At 39.8% G+C, this 20,802-nt stretch carries 13 protein-coding genes; 6 read left to right on the top strand and 7 right to left on the bottom strand.

Annotated features, from left to right (window positions below; translation table 11 throughout):
* Nucleotides 1-8: 8 nt before the first annotated feature.
* The 6 genes from ATS74_RS14995 (at nucleotide 9) to ttcA (ending at nucleotide 6,072) form a co-directional block, all read left to right on the top strand.
* Nucleotides 9-2,384, top strand: a complete 2,376-nt coding sequence (locus tag ATS74_RS14995) for a heavy metal translocating P-type ATPase (protein WP_058549676.1) — start codon at nucleotides 9-11, stop codon at nucleotides 2,382-2,384.
* Complete coding sequence (ccoS, locus tag ATS74_RS14990) at nucleotides 2,381-2,548, top strand: cbb3-type cytochrome oxidase assembly protein CcoS (protein WP_002963071.1); 168 nt, start codon at nucleotides 2,381-2,383, stop codon at nucleotides 2,546-2,548. The genes ATS74_RS14995 and ccoS overlap by 4 nt, the downstream gene beginning before the upstream one ends.
* Complete coding sequence (locus ATS74_RS14985; protein ID WP_058549675.1) at nucleotides 2,541-3,212, top strand: sulfite exporter TauE/SafE family protein; 672 nt, start codon at nucleotides 2,541-2,543, stop codon at nucleotides 3,210-3,212. Before ccoS ends, ATS74_RS14985 begins: the two co-directional genes overlap by 8 nt.
* Before the next feature lie 68 nt (nucleotides 3,213-3,280).
* Nucleotides 3,281-4,018 (top strand): FNR family transcription factor, encoded by a 738-nt coding sequence (locus ATS74_RS14980; protein WP_058549674.1) that lies wholly within the window; start codon nucleotides 3,281-3,283, stop codon nucleotides 4,016-4,018.
* A gap of 109 nt (nucleotides 4,019-4,127) precedes the next feature.
* Nucleotides 4,128-5,054, top strand: coding sequence for a universal stress protein UspE (gene uspE / locus ATS74_RS14975; RefSeq protein ID WP_058549673.1), 927 nt, complete (start codon nucleotides 4,128-4,130; stop codon nucleotides 5,052-5,054).
* Nucleotides 5,055-5,157: 103 nt separating this feature from the next.
* Entirely contained in the window at nucleotides 5,158-6,072 is a 915-nt protein-coding gene (gene ttcA / locus ATS74_RS14970) for a tRNA 2-thiocytidine(32) synthetase TtcA (protein ID WP_058549672.1), read from the top strand.
* A 33-nt stretch (nucleotides 6,073-6,105) separates the two neighbouring features.
* Here the strand turns inward: ttcA and ATS74_RS14965 are convergent, their stop codons facing one another.
* From ATS74_RS14965 to ATS74_RS14935, 7 genes are all read right to left on the bottom strand, one after another.
* Nucleotides 6,106-7,170 carry a hypothetical protein gene (locus ATS74_RS14965; RefSeq protein WP_058549671.1) on the bottom strand — a complete coding sequence of 355 codons (1,065 nt, stop codon included), beginning with the start codon at nucleotides 7,168-7,170 and terminating at the stop codon, nucleotides 6,106-6,108.
* 51 nt (nucleotides 7,171-7,221) lie between these two features.
* On the bottom strand, nucleotides 7,222-8,283 hold the full coding sequence (locus tag ATS74_RS14960) for a hypothetical protein (protein ID WP_058549670.1): 1,062 nt from the start codon (nucleotides 8,281-8,283) through the stop codon (nucleotides 7,222-7,224).
* Nucleotides 8,284-8,917: 634 nt separating this feature from the next.
* Nucleotides 8,918-10,243 carry a methyl-accepting chemotaxis protein gene (locus ATS74_RS20210; protein ID WP_058549669.1) on the bottom strand — a complete coding sequence of 442 codons (1,326 nt, stop codon included), beginning with the start codon at nucleotides 10,241-10,243 and terminating at the stop codon, nucleotides 8,918-8,920.
* A 374-nt stretch (nucleotides 10,244-10,617) separates the two neighbouring features.
* Nucleotides 10,618-12,480 (bottom strand): exodeoxyribonuclease V subunit alpha, encoded by a 1,863-nt coding sequence (gene recD / locus ATS74_RS14950; RefSeq protein WP_442960110.1) that lies wholly within the window; start codon nucleotides 12,478-12,480, stop codon nucleotides 10,618-10,620.
* Nucleotides 12,481-12,644: 164 nt separating this feature from the next.
* Nucleotides 12,645-16,217 carry an exodeoxyribonuclease V subunit beta gene (gene recB, locus ATS74_RS14945; protein ID WP_058549667.1) on the bottom strand — a complete coding sequence of 1,191 codons (3,573 nt, stop codon included), beginning with the start codon at nucleotides 16,215-16,217 and terminating at the stop codon, nucleotides 12,645-12,647.
* Nucleotides 16,204-19,503 (bottom strand): exodeoxyribonuclease V subunit gamma, encoded by a 3,300-nt coding sequence (recC, locus tag ATS74_RS14940; RefSeq protein ID WP_058549666.1) that lies wholly within the window; start codon nucleotides 19,501-19,503, stop codon nucleotides 16,204-16,206. The genes recB and recC overlap by 14 nt, the downstream gene beginning before the upstream one ends.
* Nucleotides 19,504-19,664: 161 nt before the next feature.
* Nucleotides 19,665-20,726, bottom strand: a complete 1,062-nt coding sequence (locus ATS74_RS14935) for an alkaline phosphatase D family protein (protein WP_058549665.1) — start codon at nucleotides 20,724-20,726, stop codon at nucleotides 19,665-19,667.
* Nucleotides 20,727-20,802: the final 76 nt, after the last annotated feature.

Raw genomic sequence — 20,802 nt, 5'->3', positions numbered from 1 at the left:
TAGTAAATATGAGTACTTCTTGCTTTCATTGTCTTGAGAGTGTGCCTAAAGGGTTTAGTGCAACTGTTATTATAGATAACACGTCGCAGCCAATGTGTTGTATTGGCTGCCAAGCGGTTGCACAAAACATTGTTGATCAAGGCATGACCGACTACTACAAATACCGTACTGTTCGAGCCGGTAAAGTAGAGCAATTAGTACCAGAGCAACTCGCGTTTATAAAAAGCTACGACAATGAAGACATACAAGATGAGTTTATAGCCACAAACGACAACATCTCTGAAGTATTATTAAGTGTTGAAGGCATTACCTGTGCCGCGTGTGCCTGGCTTATCGAAAAGCAACTACTAAGCTTAAAAACAGTTAAGCGCGTTGACGTAAACACCTCAACTAACCGCGCTATGATCCAGTGGGATAAAACAAACACACCACTGAGTGAAATCATTACCGCTTTGGCTAAAATTGGCTACAAAGCCTACCCGTTCCAAGCTGATACAGAAGCCCAACAAAAGCAGCAAACAGCTAAAGCTTATATACGTCGTTTAGGTGTTGCTGGGCTGATGACCATGCAAGTAATGATGTTCGCATTTGCCATGTACTTTGGCATGTTCTCAGGGATGGATAGCAACTTTGAGCAATATTTTAGGTGGATAAGCTTAGTGCTTGCCTCGCCGGTTATTTTGTACAGCGCCCTGCCCTTTTTAACTAATGCCATTAATGGTTTGAAAGCCAAGCAACTCAACATGGATTTACCCGTATCGCTTGCTATTTTTGGGGCTTATGGTGCTAGTTGCTATGCTACGTTTATGCAAGTGGGCGAAGTTTATTTTGAATCAGTTTGTATGTTTACCTTTTTGCTATTGCTAGGTAAATACTTAGAATTTAGAGCCCGATTAAAAGCCAGTGAATTTACAGTTAACTTACAAAAACTACTCCCTCTTACTGCCCGCACACTCGATGAAAACGGCAATGAGCACATTATTGCTGCAAAAAAACTAAAACTAAACGATATAGTACTCATAAAAGCTGGCGAAACTATTCCAGCCGACGGTGAGTTAGTTAAAGGTAAAACAACAGTCGATGAGTCAATGATGACCGGCGAGCATCAACCTGTTACTAAATTTATTGGTCACAATGTTTACGCCGGTTGCGTTAATCACGATGGCGTAATAGAAATAAAAATTAATAAAATTGGCCAAAACACGCTTTTAAACCAAATTATTCGCTTGCAACACAATGCATTAACCAAGCGCCCTAAATTAGTGGAGATAACCGATAAAGTAGCTCAGTGGTTTATTGCATCTTTACTTATATTTGCCTCTATAACTGCTATTGGTTGGTATCAAATAGATCCTGAGCACGCCTTTTGGATCACTATTTCGGTACTGGTTGCCACTTGCCCATGTGCTTTGAGTTTAGCTATTCCAACCGCACTTACGTGCGCCGTTGCAACACTTACTCGAAAAGGCATATTGATAAAGCAAGCGCATGTACTTGAAACGCTCTCAAAACTAACATTATTTGCTTTTGATAAAACAGGCACGCTTACCCAAGGAAAATTTACACTCGACGCGGTAGATATACTTGATGAAAACTACAGCAAAGCTGACGTTTTAGAAATAGCGGCTCAGCTTGAGCGTTATTCTGAGCACCCTATAGCAAGTGCATTTAATGGATACCCCCCTGCTAAACATGATTTAAATAATATAGAGGTGCATCCTGGCCTCGGTATTAGCGCACAAAATGCAGCTAACCATTATGCTATTGGTAAAAGCGGCTGGTTTGAGAGTAAAAAAACCAACGCTCAAGCCAGTTTGTATATAAACAAACAAGTAGTTGCGCGTTTTTATTTTGTTGATAAAGTAAAAAGTGATGCAGCAAAACTTATTAGCTCTTTGCAGTCGCAAAATTTAAGCTGCCATATGCTAACGGGTGACGCTTCCGATGCAGGGCAAAAAATTGCTAAGCAGCTAAAACTTGAAAGTGTGCAAACAGGCCTCTCACCTAAAGATAAACAAACTGCTGTAGATCAATGGTCATCGCAAAATGAGGTTGTTGCAATGGTGGGTGATGGCATTAACGACAGCCCCGTATTTGCCAGTGCTCATTTATCTATTGCAATGGAAACCGGCGCTGATATTTCTAAAAATAGCGCTGATGTAGTGCTATTAAATAGTGATTTAGCGTCAATTGATCACCTATTAAATGTGGCTAAACAAACTAGGCGTATTATTAAGCAAAACCTTGCCCTGTCTTTATTGTATAATGCCTCTATCTTGCCGCTCGCAGCCCTTGGTCTTGTTGCTCCATGGATGGCCGTTATTGGAATGTCTGCCAGCTCAATTATTGTTATTAGCAATTCACTAAGGCTTTTAAAGTTATGAGCATAATTTATATTTTGATCCCGATTGCTATATTGTTCGTCATTATTGCCATTGGTGTATTTTTTTGGGCTGTTAAAAGCGAACAATTTTCTGATTTAAACAAACAAGGTCACAGTATTTTGTTTGAAGATGATAAAGAGCAGCACAACAAAAGTAATGATTGACCCTCTTTATATTAGCGCTTTTTTAATGGGCCTAATTGGCAGCGGCCACTGCCTTGCTATGTGCGGAGGTATTGCAAGCTCTTTACAATTAGCCAGCGACAAGCGTAAAACACTTACCTACTCATTCGCTTATAATATTGGGCGAGCATTAAGTTACATGGTTGCAGGCTCACTTGTTGCGGGTATAAGTAGCCAATTTGCTAAACAAAATACATCATTTTCTATAACGCTTTCATTTATTGCAGCAATTTTTATGCTTTTGGTAGGCGTTTATATAATGCGTTTAGGTCCTACATTGCAATGGTTAGAGAAAATCGGCAAAACGCTTATTTGGCAGCATATTGTTAAGCTTAATAAATATTTAATGCCCGTTGACTCAACAGTTAAAGCATTGGGTTATGGCGCGTTATGGGGCTGGCTTCCGTGTGGTTTGGTTTATTCAGCATTAACGTGGGCAATGACGAGCCCTACAGCCTTTGATGGCGCTATTGTAATGTTATGCTTTGCACTAGGTACATTTCCAGCCATGATCACTCTTGGCTTAGCGGCGCAAAAACTTAATAGCATAATAAACCATCCTTGGACCCGTATTGTATTAGGTAGTGTTATAATTTGGTATGGTATCTACTTATTGATTATTGCAACCGACAAGTTAGTACATTAATGTTTATAGTGTATTAACCTTTCGAGGTTTATTTGCCCCAGTATATAAAAACTAAAACGGATTAAATTATGGATTTCTCTCAAAGTCGCGCTAAAAGTAATTGTGCTATTAGCTGTAATAACTGCAGTATAAGCCAATTGTGTTTGCCGTTTTCGTTAAATGGCCAAGAAATGGATAAACTTGACGAAATTATTGAGCGAAAAAAACCACTGCATAAAGGCGACTATTTATTTGAGTCCGGCGCACCTTTGCTGGCTATTTACGCTGTACGCTCTGGCTCATTTAAGTCTTATACACTCTCAGAGCAAGGTGATGAGCAAATTACAGGCTTTCATTTAGCCGGCGATTTAGTCGGGTTTGATGCTATTAGCAAAATGGCCCACCAAAGCTTTTCTCAAGCACTTGAAACCTCTATGGTATGCGAAATTCCATTTGATACCCTTGACGAACTAGCCGGTAAATTACCTAAGCTTCGCCAGCAAATAATGCGTTTAATGAGCAGCGAAATTACCTACGATCAAGAAATGTTGTTACTGCTTAATAAAAAATCAGCAGAAGAGCGCTTAGCCAGCTTTATTTATAACCTTTCAGAGCGTTTTGGTGAACGTGGTTTCTCGCGTAAAGAGTTTAGATTTACCATGACCCGTGGAGAAATCGGTAATTACTTAGGTTTAACCGTTGAAACCATTAGCCGTTTATTAAGTCGTTTTCAAAAAGCCGATTTAATCAAAGTTGAAGGTAAATTTATTACTATTTTAGATAACAGTGCGCTGGCAAAAACTGCGGCAATAGTTAAGCCTTGCTAAGCCAGTACTCCCTGTAACTTTGATTTAGAACAACAATTTGTGTGCTACCCCTTTAACTGTTTTGTATTTACGTTACACTAAATATAGAACTTCAACTAAGGAGTAGCTCATGAACACCATAAAACGCATTTTAGCGGTTATCGATCCTACCAAAGACGACCAGCATGGCTTATCACGCTCAATTGAGCTTGCCAAAAAATCTGGCGCAAGTATTACCGCCTTTATGACGGTTTACGACTTCTCTTACGAAATGACTACCATGCTCTCTGGCGAAGAACGAGAAGCCATGCGAAGCGCTGTTATAAAAGACCGTGAACTTTGGCTAACCGACTTGGTCTCTGTGTATAATGATATCAATATAGAAACGCAAGTGGTTTGGCATAACCGTCCTTACGAAGCCATTATTAATACCGTTATGGAGCACAACTTCGACTTAGTCATTAAAGGCACACATCAGCACGGCGCGCTTAAATCAGTTATATTCACCCCTACCGATTGGCATTTAGTACGAAAGTGCCCTGCCCCGGTGTTGTTTGTAAAAGAAATGGCGTGGCCAGCTAATGGTAATATTTTAGCTGCTATTAACGCAGTAAGCGAAAACGATGAACACGTTGCACTTAACAAACGCATTATTAAAGATGCACAGTTTTTATGTGAACTGGCAAACGCAAAACTCAACTTAGTTAATGCATACCCAGCTACACCTGTAAATATTGCTATCGAAATTCCAGAGTTTAACCCAGGTGTGTATAACGAATCAGTAAAAAAACACCACATTGAATCTACAACACAGCTTGCTAACGACTTTAATTTAACGACAGAGCAATGTTTTATTGAAGAAGGCTTACCTGAGGATGTGATCCCCGATGTAGCTAAACGTTTAAATAGCGAATTAGTGGTTATTGGCACTGTTGGGCGTACTGGTTTAAGCGCGGCTTTAGTGGGTAACACCGCAGAGCATGTAATTGATAGTTTAGATTGCGATGTACTTGCATTAAAACCAGACGGTTATGTCAGCCCTCTTGCCAAAAGTTAAACAAAGCCTTAACTAGCGCTTTAATACCCATAGTACTTGGGTATATAATACGCCCCTTTATTTTTAGCAATTAACTTTGCGTATGTTTATCAAGGGGGCGTAATTGTCACATTCAGATCAAGCTAAAGCTCAATTTAATTTAAATAAGCTTCAAAAGCGTTTACGCCGCCAAACTGGTCAAGCCGTTATGGACTTCAATATGATTGAAGAGGGCGACCGCATTATGGTGTGTTTATCAGGCGGTAAAGATAGCTACACCATGCTTGAAATGCTTCAGCACCTTAAACGTGTTGCGCCAATTAAGTTTGACTTGTTCGTGGTCAACCTCGATCAAAAGCAACCAGGCTTCCCAGAGCATGTATTACCAGAGTATCTTGATAAACTTGATATCGAATACAAAATTGTTGAAGAAGACACCTACAGTATTGTTACCGATATAATCCCTGAAGGTAAAACAACGTGCTCACTTTGCTCGCGCTTACGTCGCGGTATTTTATATCGTACGGCAAAAGAACTTGGCGCGACTAAAATAGCACTTGGCCATCACCGCGATGACATGATCGAAACACTCTTTTTAAATATGTTTTACGGTGGCAAGCTTAAAAGTATGCCGGCTAAATTAATGAGCGATAATGGCGAGCATATGGTTATTCGTCCATTGGCGTATTGCAAAGAGGCCGACATAAGCCAATATGCTTTTGTACAGGGTTATCCTATCATTCCGTGTAACTTATGTGGCTCACAAGAAAACTTACAGCGTAAGCACACCAAAAACATGCTTGCTAAGTGGAATGAAGAACACCCTGGCCGTATAGAAAGTATTTTTACAGCGATGCAAAATGTAGTGCCTTCTCATTTAGCTGATGCTGAATTATTTGATTTTGAAAACCTAAAAACCGGTGAAGTAATAGATGGTGGTGATATTGCGCTAGATAAGCCAGATATTCCAAAAGTGCCTGTAAATACAGACGACGAGCAACCAGCTCAAGCTGATGTAGTTACTATAAATTTAAGCTAAATTACACATTTAAGGGCTTATATTAAGCTCTTTTTAGCCCTTCGCTAACCCCTGTAAAAACTCTAAACTTAGCTTTTCTTGATTATTTGCCTGATACGGTAGTTGTTGTAAGCTATCGTATGCAAAATCGGTGATCTCAAAAATACTAACTTCACTATTACCAAAACTATTGAGCTCACCAGGACTTGGTGACATCCTCTCAATCACAAAGTCACTTAAATGCATATCAGTAATACCTTGGGGTAACACCGACCAATGCGCTTTTAAGGTAACGCTTTGACTCCCTTTTGACAAACGCTCTTTAGCCACTAAATGTGCAAGAGGTGTATTACCACTGTATAAATTAGCCCTTACACGGTAAAGGCCACTCTTTTCTACAGTTAAATTTGCAGGCACAAGCATATTTTCATTTTGGGGGTAAGCATTTTCAAACCCAGTTAACGTGGCACTAGGCGCCATGTATTGAATCTGCGCGACTACTGGTATTTTTTTCCCTGCTATATCGGCATCAACAAATATTTGTAAATTACGTGGGTAGTCTTCTTTAGCTTTAAAAGTAACAATAGCCTCACCTTGTCGCGCTGAGCCATTGTGAGTATTTAGCACTTCTTTGGTATCTGTATTTGATAACTCAACACTTACTTTTGTTAAGTTAGTTGCACTTACACTCAACTCAATTTCTTCTGGGTAAACATACCTATATTGCTTTAAGCTCAAAGTAAGCGCTTCAGTGCCCGATTCATCAATTGGGCTTATTACAGGATAAAATTGGTTTGGTTTTAAACGGTCTTCATCTTGTGGGTTTAAAGGTTGAGAGTAAGGTGGATATTTAAGTGCACTTTCATATTGCATAACCACTTGCTCTGCCGCTTTTGTTAAATCTTCATTAAAGGCAACTTGTTTTTTTGACTCTATTTTTTTATTTTTTGGTAAATCAATGGCTATCACTTTACTAGGAACAGGTGCAGTAGCCATAGTTGATTGATAAACCAACTCTTTTTTTTGCTCATCGATTGGAGCTTCATCACTTTGGTTAACAAACCATAAAGTATATAAAGCTATACTGATAAGTAACGCTACTGCGTAAAATTTCTTCATAAGTATTAAATATTCCTTTAAAGCGTGCAGATCACTGCACGCTATTTATTTTTATGGGATCACATTATAAATAAGTGCTGACGCACTTTTACTATTTGAGTCTTTTATATAACGGTACTGCTTTTTCCAAAACCAAGTTCCTGTTGTTTCATCAAAAGTAGTAAAACCAACATTTTGATCATCAACGCCTATATTATTCATTGCAATAGTCACATTACCTTTGCGCTGCGCGTTATGGATTTCATTATGGCTGTAACTGTCGCTCATCATCATTGGGTAATGGTTTGGCATAAAGCTATTTACAGCATCACCTTGCGACTTTAAACGTCCATCTGTATCAATACTTTGGCTGCAACTGCCAAAAGATTTTGCAGAGCTTGCGCCACATGACGAATGCGATGCCACTACCGAATCATCATTACCTTTTAAAAAACCACCTGTTATACCTAAATATGCATTTCCATCGGCTACAAAACGTAAACGAGGGGTACGTGCATCAGGAAGCGGCGAAATTTTACGCGCATTATTTACTTTTAAGTCGTGTAAAACGCCTACGGCTTCTGTTACATCACTTCCTAGCCACCATTTGAGTGCGGCATCCACTGCAAAGTTCCATGCTGCGCCAGTTAATGCACTTACTGCAACATCTGCAAGCTCGCTACCGCCACCTGCCCCCGCTAAATCAAAGGTCGCCACAATATTTAGTGGCTCAAGCCCTGCATTTTCTAGCCAATTTTCTTGATTATCAATAATATGACGTGCAATTAAATCACCCGTTGAATGTGTTACTAATACACAACCCTGATCGCATAGATTCGAGCGAGAAATTTGTTTTAATTTAGGCCATACCCAATCAGTTGCAATTTTACCTTCTACTCGCTCGTATGCAGGCCAATCAATACGTTCGTCAGCTCTGTTGTTCCAGTACGACTGCCAATAGGTTTCGCCATCATTAACAACGTCACTACCCGACTTGTTTGTTATTTGTGAGACCTGCAAACCATGAATTAATATAATTTTGTAGTCTTTACTTGTTGCAGAAAAGCTCATTAACATAGCAAGGCCTGCACTAAGTAAATAACTTAGCTTTTGTGTGCGTTTTTTGTTGTTCATATAATTCCTTAATGGTGTGTGTTCAATGTGTTTTTGATCATTAAAGGTATTCATGTGGTGTTTTGCGCTGCGCGATACACAGCACAAGCATCAGTATTAGGAACAACGCTCAAAAATGCAACAAGTTATTATCATTTACTTAATTTAAATTTTTACTCAAATTAAATCAATTAATTAATGACCTATCATTGTAAAAAATGAAATTGTTTATAGGTATTATACCAATTAGCTTTATTAAGTGATTTATTTTGAGGCTGGAAAAACATGTTGATAGCTAGGCAAAAAATTTGCTATTTAGTTGTTCTCGCAATTGCTCCTGCATTGCTCTACCTTCTGCATCCATGCAGTCGTAAATGAGAATTTTGTAACGCAGGTAGCGAGACGTTTAGCCTTGCTAAAATGATTAAATATTATTGCGGATTGGCATTATTAGGGCGTGTAGATCTTTTAAGGTTTAATTTTCAGCAGTCTGTTTAGTATTTAGTTAAGCCTTAGGAACTTATATTTTAAATTGAGGGGGTTTAGGTGATATTAATTTTTAGTTAGGTATTGATTAGATCGAGTAATTTTAAAAATTACGCATTAATTTAAATACTTGGCTCTATTAATTAAAGCCAAGTATTTTACAGGTAGATTAGCTGTTCGCTTTTAGCTCGCTAGTAAACTGGCCTATCGCATTTACTACTTCTTGCGCACCGTTTTGTATTTCGCTCATAACATCACCAGATTCTTTAGATAATGCTAAACCGCGTTCTGCTTTTTCCTGGCCTTGCTCTATAACCGAAACCGTATTTTGAGTTTGCGAGCGGTTTCGTTGCACTACTTCTACAATTTCTTCAGTTGCTTTTGATGTACGCGACGCTAAAAGTCTAACCTCATCGGCTACCACAGCAAAGCCTCGTCCTTGCTCTCCAGCGCGTGCGGCTTCTATTGCAGCATTTAAAGCAAGTAAATTTGTTTGCTCAGCTATGCTACTAATACTTTGTACAATACTTGCTATTTGCTGCGACTGCTGATCAAGCGCCGATATTTCGCTGGCTGCTTGCTCCATATTTATTGCAAGTTCAGTCATTACTGCAACAGTGTCTTTAATTACTCCAGCGCCTTGCTCTGCTTTTTTATCTGTTTGAGTAGACGTGTTGTATGCAATTTCCGCGGCTTGCGATATAGCTATTTCTTGATTAACTTGATCAGTAATAACCGTTGCAAACTTCATAACTTTATAAAGTTCATTAGCATCATTAGAAATTGGATTGTAAGAGGCTTCAAGCCACACAATATTTCCGTATTTATCAACGCGTTTAAAACGCTCAGCTATAAACTGCCCTTCACGTAGTTTCTTCCAAAACTGTTGATACTCTTGTGAGTTAGCTTCTGCTGGCTCACAAAATGTTCGGTGGTGTTTACCAATTAATTCTTTTTCTTGGTAACCCATTGCTGCTAAAAATTGATCATTTGCTTTTAATACATGACCTTCTAAATCAAATTCAATCACCGCCATAGAGCGATAAATTGCCTTAATTGTGTCGCTTTGCTCACGAGATGCAGTAATAGTTTTGGTTAAGTCACTGCCAAATATAGAAAAATAAAGAAGCTGATCTTGCTCACCTTTCACTGGGTGTACTATTAAACGTAACCATTCTGCTTTGCCATCAAAGCGGGTAATTTGTAATGTACCACCCCAGTGGCCTTCTGCTTTAATTGCTTTTTGTAAGCTTGCAAAATCTTTTGATTGGCGAGACTGCTCAGTAATAAAATCATTAAATGGGTTATTAGTTAACGTATCTTCATCATAACCAAGCTTTTGTAAAAATAAGTCATTAGCATGGGAAATACGCCCATCGTAAAGAATATTAACAACTAACATCTCACGGTAAAGCCCTTCCCACACTTGCTGCAGTGGATAAAGCTCAGCTTTTAAAGAGGCGATTTCATTTTGTTTATTTTTAGAGAAAAACATTAATATCCTTACTCGGGCGTGTTGTTCTGTATGGATTGAAATTTGTTCAATCTAGGGGCAATTTAACCCGATGCACGGTTTTTAACCTAGTGGGCTCGGTAGCTGTTCCTACGTTACCCTACTGCCTTACATCCATGTAGTTAATAATCCCTAAAAGAACCCTTTAGGCAGCGCATGTTTGATATTTATACTGCCATATTGCCTATTTATGGGGAATAACCACACTACATAGGCTCAGCCTTGCCTAAAACCAAATAGGTTGCTTAAAGTTCAACCACTGAAAACAACATGCCCTGATACAATTAATATAAATTAATTTCAGTATAGAAGGTAATTACCATAACGCGATAAATAATAAGCAGTTAAAAACTAAATTAGCTATTTAGCCTTTCATATAAACCAGATGCTCTGGATACACTTTTATTCATTGCTAGTTGTAGCACTTTTTTATCTGCCACCAGCTCAAACCTATTTTTAGCACGTGTTATGCCGGTATACACTAATTGCCTGTTTATACCCATACGCGCTTGCTTAAGTGCAGGCAGCACCATTGCTGTATAGCTAAATTCAGAGCCTTGAGATTTATGTATAGTCATAACATATACTTTGTCATGAGCGGGTAAGCGCGCGGGTGAAAATGCACGTTCATTACCTTGCTCGTCTATAAATATTGCTTTGAGTTGATTACTTTCATCGTGCATTAAAATACCAATATCACCATTAAAAAGTTTAAGCTGGTAATCGTTTTGGCTCACCATAATAGGCATACCACTATAATGACGCTGATTAGGGCTAACGGTTATTAAACCTTGCTGTTGTAGGGCTCTTTCAATACGCAAATTTAAACTATTTACACCGTAATCACCTTCGCGCACTGCAGCAAGTAATTGGTAATTAGCAAATGCACTGTGTATTTGTGCAACGCTTGCACCTTGAGCAATAAGCTCTAAGTAATTTTTATAATGGCCCGCAGCACTTTTTACGAGCTTTTCGATGGGTTTTGCTACAAAGTCGTAATCTAAAATCACATCGTTAAAGCGCCCTTCAGTACTTTCTTGCTCAACGTAATTTAAAATACCGGTGTTATTGGTGTTCACCGCAAGTGCTAGTTGACCAATGCCACTTTGTGCATCAAATCGATAACTGTGCTGTAAAAATGCAATACAGTCAGCAAGTTTAAATTCACTATGTGTTTGAGTCGCTAATTTATTATTTCCATTAAAACATAACTGATTAAGCTCATCGCACCGCGCTTTTGAGTAATTAGGCGTATGTCCAAGTTCTAATCCTTGGCATAAATCACTCATTACACTGCCGGTATCAACTGAGGCTAGTTGATCTTTATCGCCTAGTAATATTAAGCGTGCATGCGCAGGCAGTGCCTCTATTAATTTGGCCATTAGCGATAAATCGACCATGCTCGCTTCGTCAATAATTAATACATCTAAGTGCAGTGGATTAGCTTTATTATGCCTAAATTTATTAGTAAACGGTTTTACGCCTAATAAACGATGAATAGTTTGAGCACTTTGAGGTATCAGCGTTTTAATATCATCTGGAATCGTTGTAAGCTTATTTTTAGCCCCTAAAATAGACTCACTTAAACGTGCTGCCGCCTTACCTGTTGGTGCCACCAGCTTAATGCTTAGCGGTGCTGTTTTATAAAGTGACTGTAAAATAGCGAGTAACTTAGTCACCGTAGTGGTTTTACCGGTGCCAGGCCCTCCGGTGATCACACTAAACCCTTTGGTTGCAGCAATAGCACACGCTACTTTTTGCCAATCAGTTTCAATTGCTGGGTTTGTCGGAAAATAAGTATTTAAAAGCGCAGCTAACACCTCGGTATTTATATTGAGCTTTCGCTCGCTCATACTTAATAGCCTTGTGGCTAATGTTTGCTCATAACCTGCTAGGCGCGCAAAATAAAGGCGCTCATTAAATAATTGCAGTGGTTTACTCTCGCCAACGCTTTGATGATTTTGTAAGTAGTTATACGCCGTTTGAGCATTAAAGCCCTCTGCAAAGGGAGTTAATGTGTCGGGTATATTTCCTTCAAGTTTATTAAAATCACTTTGGCGCAAATTAAACGGGTTACTCCAATCAACATCGTTTAATGTTAAGCAGCTATGCTGACTTTGCTGCGATAAACACAGTAATAAAATAATATAAAATAATTCATTATCCGATTGTTCAAACTCATTACCGCATAGCAATTGTGCAAGCTTTATATCAACCATACGAACACGGTTTTGCGCTGTTAAATATTCAAGTAACGAAACAGTACTCACATTATTGGCTAACTGTGGCTGTGGTATTAGCTTTGCCGGATCATGTGTAAACGGCTCGTCGATGTGTTCCTCGTCAATATCATCAAACAAACCCGGTTGCTGGCTTAAATCGCTCATAGCATAGCTCCTTGGCTAAACAAGCCATCTAAAATAGTTACTTGCTCTTGCGTTAATTTTTTAAAATACACGCCTTGCCCTGCAGGCATCCCACGTAAAAAGGTGTAATAAACACCACCTAAATGGGTCTCTATTGAGTAATCACTAATGCGTTGTTTTAACAACCGGTGCAAAGCAACGGTATATATTAAATACTGTAAATGATACTGATGGCTACTCATAGCCTGATCTAGTAAGTCACTCTTATAATCAGCAGGGGTATTACCTAAGTAATTAGACTTATAATCTAAAATGTAATACTTACCTTGATAGCAAAAAATTAAATCTATAAAGCCTTTTAAGAGCCCTTTTACATTAGCAAATTCGAGTTTGCTCTGAGTAAAGCCAAAATGTTTAATAAGGATTTCGTTTAATTTGGGTGCACTTAAACTGCTCAGAGGTAAATTAAATTCCATTTCTACAAGGCAATCACTTGGCGCTAATTTACTCAAGCTTAAATCATTTCTGCTGTTAGCATTTAATGGGCATTGCAACGAATCGAGTATCCACTGCTCAGTTACATCTTGCCAGCTTTCGCTAATGTGGTATTTTTCAAGCGCACGCTTTACAACCTCATCTAGGTTTTGCTCTTTATTTGTAGGGTGCTCAAGTGGGCTTGTAAAATCAATTTGCTCAAATATTTCGTGCAAACAACTACCCGGCTTTGCACCTTTAGGAAAACTGTAAGGGGAAGGTAGCTCGTCTTCTTGTGCTGCAAACTCATCCTTTTCATGATCTTCATCACTACGCCCAGGCTCTATATGGTCGGTGTGCTTTTTAAAGCTCAGCGCACTAAAGCTAGTTGCTCGCCAGTCACGCTCAATAGTTGCCGTTACACTATTAATACTTAGCGCTTGTGATGAGTTTTCACTTTGTGCAAAACGTAATGTGCCCTGCTCTAACAACGTTTGTGAGGTAAATTGCTGATAACACATCGCTTTATTAGTATCGCAAAATTCACTTAAATGTGTACGCCATACTTGGCTGCTTGAAAGCTCAAGTCCTGAAAATAAAACATGCCCAAGTGCACTACTTTGAATAGCCAAGCGGCTGCTTTGCCCTTGCCCAATGTTATAAACGCCTAGCGAGCAAAAATGTACTGCGCGGGTAAGCGCTACATATAATAGCCGTAAGTCTTCAGCTAGGCGCTCTTGCTCTGCTTTTTGCAGTGCATCTTCGTTTTTACTTAAATCGTAAACCAATTTACCTTTATCATGATAAAGCGCTTCCTTGGTTTCGCGATAGCCACTAGCAAAAGGCATAAATACCAGTGGGTATTCAAGCCCTTTTGATGCGTGCATTGTTACAATTTTAACTAAGTTAGCATCGCTTTCTAGGCGTACTTGTACGGTTTCACCATCTTGTTGACTTACCTTTTGTGCAAACCAGCGCAGTAAACGTAAGGTGCCCTCAAGCTCAATTTGTTTTTGCTGGAGTATTTCACCTAAGTGCCTAAAGTCGGTTAGCCATCGTTCTACGTTATACCCTAAACCTTGCCATTTAGCGCTTAGCTGATTGTGGCTCATTAAGCGCTCAAGCATGGCCATAGCGCCTTGTTTGTTCCAAATATGACCAAGTTGTGCAAAAAAGTTTAAGTGCTCTTGCCATTTATTTTCATCATCAGCGAGTGCAAATATATCGTTATAACTTAAACAAAATAATGGGCCGGCAAGCACACCACGCAGTAATGACTCGTCGTACTGACCGTGTAAAGCCGTTAAAAAGTTAAGTAAATGATGGGTAAGCTCTTGGCTAAATACACTCTCTCGCGATAAGTAAACGCTAGAAATTTTGGCATCACTCAGCGCTTTTTTCATTATTTGTGCTTCTACACGGTCGCGTACTAATATACAAATGTCGGCAGCGCTTACGGGCTTATTGCCTATGCATGCTGTGCCTTGTTTTGCTTTTTCAAGCAAGGTAACAATTTTATTAGCAAAGTGGGTGGCTAAATGTGCTTGCCCCACTCCTTTGTTTGTTGGTTTGTTTTTTTCATCCGCAGCTTCATCAACAAATACGTTAAATTCAAAGGCCGTGGCTGGTTTACCATCTACTATAAATGTTTCGTCAGCTTTTTTACCTTTAGCATCCACCGCGTTAAACGGTATAGCGTCGTTATAAATAAAGCTATTAGCGTGTTTACCAAATAAGCTATTAACGCTATTTACTATATCAGTGCTTGAGCGAAAGTTTGTACCTAGAGTAAATTGTTGCTCTGTTTGAACCGCTTCTTTTGCACCAATATAGGTAAAAATATCAGCGCCCCTAAAGCCATAAATAGCCTGCTTTGGGTCACCTATCATAGCAAGCGTAGTATTTTCTTGGCCGTATATTTTACTAAAAATACCATACTGAATCGGGTCGGTATCTTGGAACTCATCTATCATGGCAACCGGAAACAACTGCGCTATTTTTTGCGCCAGTGCATCGCCTTGCTCACCATTCAATGCGCTGTGTAAATTGGTGAGTAAATCATCTGGGGTGATCACGCTTTGTTCTTGCTTGCGTTTTACTATGGCGGCTTTAACCCAGCGTGAAGCGTACTGCACTATCGCTATTTTTAAACCTTGATTTATCGTGTTATTAAGCGCAGCGAGTTCGTCAAACTGACTCAGTAATGGATGCGTAAATAATGGCTGATTTTTTTTATAATTTGCTGCATCACTTAAATTTTCGCTGCTCCATACCTCGAACGAATATTTGCTAGTGCCAAACTCAAAAAACAAATCCTCACTTGCACAAAAGGCTTCAAGCGCAGCCAAGCTTCCCTTACGAGCAGGTGTTTTAGAACCACTTAAGCCTGAGCCTTTAATCGCAGCAATAAATTCTTGATCTATTACCGCCCTTTTAAATGCAGGTACTCTATTAATGTATTCATCACGGGCTTGCCATACATCGTCTAAATTTATTTGCGGTGTAATGTGCGCATTAGCTTTATTAAGCACGCTACTTACTTGGCTAAATAACGACTCAGGGGCTGCAAATACATCTAAAATGGCATCGGTGCGTTCTTTATTGAGTGGGTATACAAACGCGCGCCAAAAATCTTTAATGGTTTCGAGCAGTATGTCGCGCTCGTCTAAAATAAACTCAAGGTTAAACGCCACACCCGATTCAAACGCATGCTGTTTTAACATTCGCTGACAAAAACCATGAATGGTAAATATGGCTGCTTCGTCCATCGATTTAGCCGCTGCATCAAGTAAATCAAATGCACGGTGTTTATCATCAACTGCGGCTATTACACCTTCGATTAACTCATCTTTTGGGTCCTGTCCAAGTAGTGCATCGCGCGCAGCAATAATGCGGCTGCGTACCCGGTCTTTAATTTCTTGCGTAGCGGCATCGGTAAATGTCACCACCAATATTTGCTCAACACTGAGTGGCGTATTTAGCTCACCTTCTATTTGCATCCCTAATAAATAGCGCAAATAAAGGCCTGTTATAGTATAGGTTTTACCAGTACCGGCGCTGGCTTCTATTAAGCTTTGCCCTATTAGCGGCATAGTTAGTGGGTTAAGCGCTTGCATGGTCACTCTCCTTTGCGTGTTCAAACAATGGTGCAAGTAACTTATCGCTCCACTTTATAAATTCTTCTTGGCAGTCATTGAGAGATTGCACTGTTAAGCGAATATAGGGGTTTTCGCCCTCGCCTCGCCCTATGTACTGCGGGCTAAACTTACCCATAGCTTTGCCTATATCACCACCGCTTTTTACATACTCGTAGCCACTAACCGGAAAAAACGGTATTGGCTCTTTGCGAAGCGCTTTATATAGCTCAAACCAATCACTTAACAAGGCATCCGCATCGGCTTTGCTAATTGGCGCATAACTAATTTGCTTATCAAGCCCAAGCAGTAAAGTTTCTACATTTTGATCCATACTTTGCGCAGCTAAGTGGTATATAAAGCCTTTAATTAAATCTTTCGCTTTAATGCTGGCGCTTCGATAAAACACTTGTTTTTGCAGATAAATATGATTTAGCCAGCCTTCTATTTTGGTATTTTCTATTTGAAGAGCAACTTCAATGGGCTCACTTTTCCCGCCTTTAATTTGCTCTTTAACTTGCCCTGCAAGTGCATCTACACGATGCTCCATCCCTTCAAAAATTAAACTACCTACATTAGCCTGTGGCAGCTCACCGCGCTGTAATATTTGCTCAGTGCTCAGTGGTTGCTCGTTAATATTAGCGTCGAGTATTTCATCAAGATAAAAGTAACGGCGAAGCGCATCTAGGCTAAAGGGTTCCTCGTCTTTTGCGACTTCGTTAAATTGTGGCAGGCGTAAACCTAACGTTTGGTGATAAAAGCTCTCTTGTGCATTGCATACGCTTCTGATAAAGCTGTCTAAATCGAGTATTTCAGGAGGTGTAACGTCAAGTGCACTAACAGGTTGTACCATAATAGACTCACTCGGCAGCCAAATAGGGTTATAACTGTGATTATTTAGCTCACTACTTAGCTCATTACTTTTTAAATAATAAGCACTATTAAAGGGCTGTAAGTGTTGCTGGTTAATTAAACATGCGGGCAATTGCTTATCGCTTTCATTCGTTAGCGCAAAGCTGCGGCCAATGTATTCTAAAAGCTCACTCACAAGGGTTGATGGCATACGGGGTTGGTTATCAAAACACGAACGGCCTATATAGCTCATATATAAACTATCACGAGCACTGAGTAGCGCCTCTAAAAATAAGTAACGGTCATCTAATTTACGTGAACGGTCACCTTTTTGCTTTTTAGAGTACGGCACTAAATCAAAGCCAATAGGTTGTACGTTACGCGGGTAATCAGCGTCGTTTAAACCTAGCATACACACCACTTTAAACGGTACTGCGCGCATTGGCATTAAGGTACAAAAGTTTACCTGGCCGACTAAAAACCGCTGCCCTACGCCTTTTTCTTGAATGCCTTGTTTGATTAAGTAACTTACAATGCGCTGCGACACAGCTTGGCTGTAATCGCCGTTATCGTGATGCTTTTGTAACTCTTCAAGTACTTTTTGTAGTACTAATAAATCCCAACTATCGTCACTTTCACTTTCGTATATAGCGTTTAATAACTCGCTTAAAATAAGCGCTTTATTAGTCAGAGTGTCGTCAGGTGTTAGTTGCTCTTTAAAGTTTTGCAGCACATCAATAAAATCCACCAGCTTATTAAGCGTATCAAGTGCCATGCCTTCTACTTCATCGGCGCTATAAATACCATTAAACGGGCATTGTTCGTCGCGCTGCGCTATGCCAAGCAATAAGCGGTTAAGCCCGTGCTGCCAAGTATTTAATTCGATTGCCGGTAAGTCAAAGCTACTTTTATGCTCAGCATTTATACCCCATTTTACGCCCACTCGCTCAAGCCAGTATTGAATTTGCTCGTACTCGTGCGCTTCAAGGCCAAATTTTTCGGCAATTTGCGTTACTTGCAGTAAATCAAGAATATCCGACACGCCAAAGCGCGAAAACGGTAAGTTAGCTAAGCTAGCAAACGAGCTAAGCACGGGTTTTTCTTGATCTATGGCTAAATCGGCCAAGGCATACGGGATATATCGGCTGCCTTGTGCGCCACCAAAAACGGCCTCAATATAGGGGCTGTATGTGCCAACATCGGGCATCATTACAATAATGTCTTTTGGAGTAAGCGCCGGGTTTTGATTAAACAAATTAAGTAAGTAGTCGTGCAGACGCTCAACTTCTCTAAGGGGGGTATGGCAATCGCTAAGGGTAATACTGGTATCGTTTGCGCTTATTGGTAGTTTGCCTTCATCATTTATAAACCACTCTTTGTTATCGGTTAGAGACTCCCCCTTAAACGCAAGCTGGTAAATTTCACTTTGAACTTGCCCAAGTAACGTGTCGTCAAATACGTCTATAAAGCCATCTATCCATCGGGCATCCAATTGTACTAGTTGCTCAAAGTAATCACGCCCTAACTTACCCCACGACGATAAAAGCGGGTTACCTATAAAGTAGTATTCTTCGTCAGGGTTAGTTTGTTTTTTTTGCTGAGCTTCTATAAGCGGCATTTTAGCGTACTTTGCTGCTATCTTTGCAGCGGTTTTTTCATCTATTATATCGCCCCAATAATGCTCACTAGGGTTAAAAAAGAATAAAAACACGTCTGTTTTTTTACTCAGCGCTTCAAATACTTCAAGCTGAGAACTGGCAATCGCCGATATACCAAATAAGCTAATGCGCTTAGGTAATAAGCTATCATCCATAGTCTCAAGTGCTGCAAGTAACTGCCCTTGCATATTAGCGCGGTGAAATTGGCTTTGCCCAAGCTCTTTGCTTAGTTTTACAATGCGTCGCCATAAGTCGCTCTGCCATGGCGCAATGTTTACATCTACATCCTCAAGTTCATCTTTGCCGCTATCCCAGGTGGCAATCCAATGTGGGCGGTACATTAAATATTGATCGTACACATCGGCAATTTTTTCGCACAGCGCAAAGGTTTTTTGCCCGTCTATATCGCCCTCTAAATAGGTTTTTAGCGGCAAATAAAGTGGCTCATCAATACAGTTAGGTAGTATTGCAAATAATTTCCAAGCAAGGTTAGGCTTATTAAATGCAGACTCTTTGGGTACATTTGGCAGTAATTGTTGATACAACTGCCAAATAAAACTCGATGGCAGCGGAAAATCAACCTGCGCAGCTATCCCCAAATGTTCACTTAAACCAATTTTTAACCACTGCGACATACCCGGCGATTGCACCAGCACCACTTCTTTATCGAAAGGGCTTTGCAATGGGCTTACTTTTAACAGCTTATGAAACTGCGCTTGCAGCGCTTCCATACGGTTTGATTGGATAATATTGAGCATACGCGACTTACCTTACTTGAGATAAAACCAGTGTAAGATATTTTCAATTATAGGGGTAGCGCAATCAGTAAATTGGCACTAATAAATCAGCGAGTTAGCTATCAGTTTAAACGCACAGTATTAGTTTTAAACACTGTGCGTTTGTTATTTGTATAGTGCTTTTATTTATAAGGGCTAATGCTTGATAAGCTAAATTCATTTTGCATTATAACTTTGCCATCTATCCCTTTAAGTTTAAGTGAAATAGCAGGGTCGGCTTGTTGCCAGTCTATGCTTAAATCGCCGTAATTTACATTATGGGTAAAATTACCCACCCGGTGTTTATTTGGGCTTACGTCTTTCCATTTTTCAGTTAAGCCTGAGCTGGTCATTTCTATTAATGGGTAATCAAGATTTTGCTGATACTTTGATATTTCACCCCAATGCGTATCGCCACTGATGATAACGACGCCATTTACTTTATGCTTTTTAATTAGTGCAAATAAACGGTTGCGATCATCTGGAAAGTTAGCCCACGACTCCCACCCTGTAAAATCAGGTAGTAACTGTAAGCTTGAGGCAATAAGCTTTATAGTCGCTGGCTTTTTTAGCTCTTGCTCAAGCCATTGCCACTGCGCCTCGCCAAGCATTGATGCGCCTTTAACCTCTGTTGGGCTATATGGGCCTTGGTTATTCAATTTACGTTTTGTGTAATATTCAAGCTCGCTTACAGGGTTAAGCGCATCACGGTTCCAGCGTAAGTCAGGCATAATAACATGCACCGTTTGCTTGCCTTCGCCATACATGTAAGAGGTGTAAATACCATCAGCGCGTGTCCGGCGATCAGAATTAGCAGGCTCTTCCCAAAAATTAAGCATGATTTGGCGAGATTGCTCTTTATGCGGGTATTCTTTACCTGCGTCGTTTTGACCAAAATCGTGATCATCCCACATAGCAATTATGGGCGTTTGTTCTTTAAGCGCTTTAAAACCAGGCTTTGCGCCTAATTTTTGATATTTATTGGCAAGCACTGCCATGTCGTTGGTGTCGCCGTAAATGTTGTCACCCAAAAATATAAATAAATCACCCTGCTCTTTATTAATGGTATTAAATATCGGAATGTCTTTATCTTGATGCCCACACGAGCCAAATAAAATTTTAGACGGTGCAGCCATACTGTTAGCGCTAAACACAAAACTTAAGGCAACTGCAGTGCATAAAATAGGTTTTAATAAGTGCTTCATTTTAAAATCTCGTTACAGCCATACATTAGTTTTAACCTATGGCTATTCATAAAAAAGCCCATCAATGATGGGCTTA

The organism is Pseudoalteromonas sp. H103, from assembly GCF_001469205.1.
In the GTDB taxonomy this organism is placed as follows: domain Bacteria; phylum Pseudomonadota; class Gammaproteobacteria; order Enterobacterales; family Alteromonadaceae; genus Pseudoalteromonas; species Pseudoalteromonas carrageenovora.
Note: the sequence above shows the minus strand (reverse complement) of the source record. Positions and strands in the feature narration are given on the sequence as shown.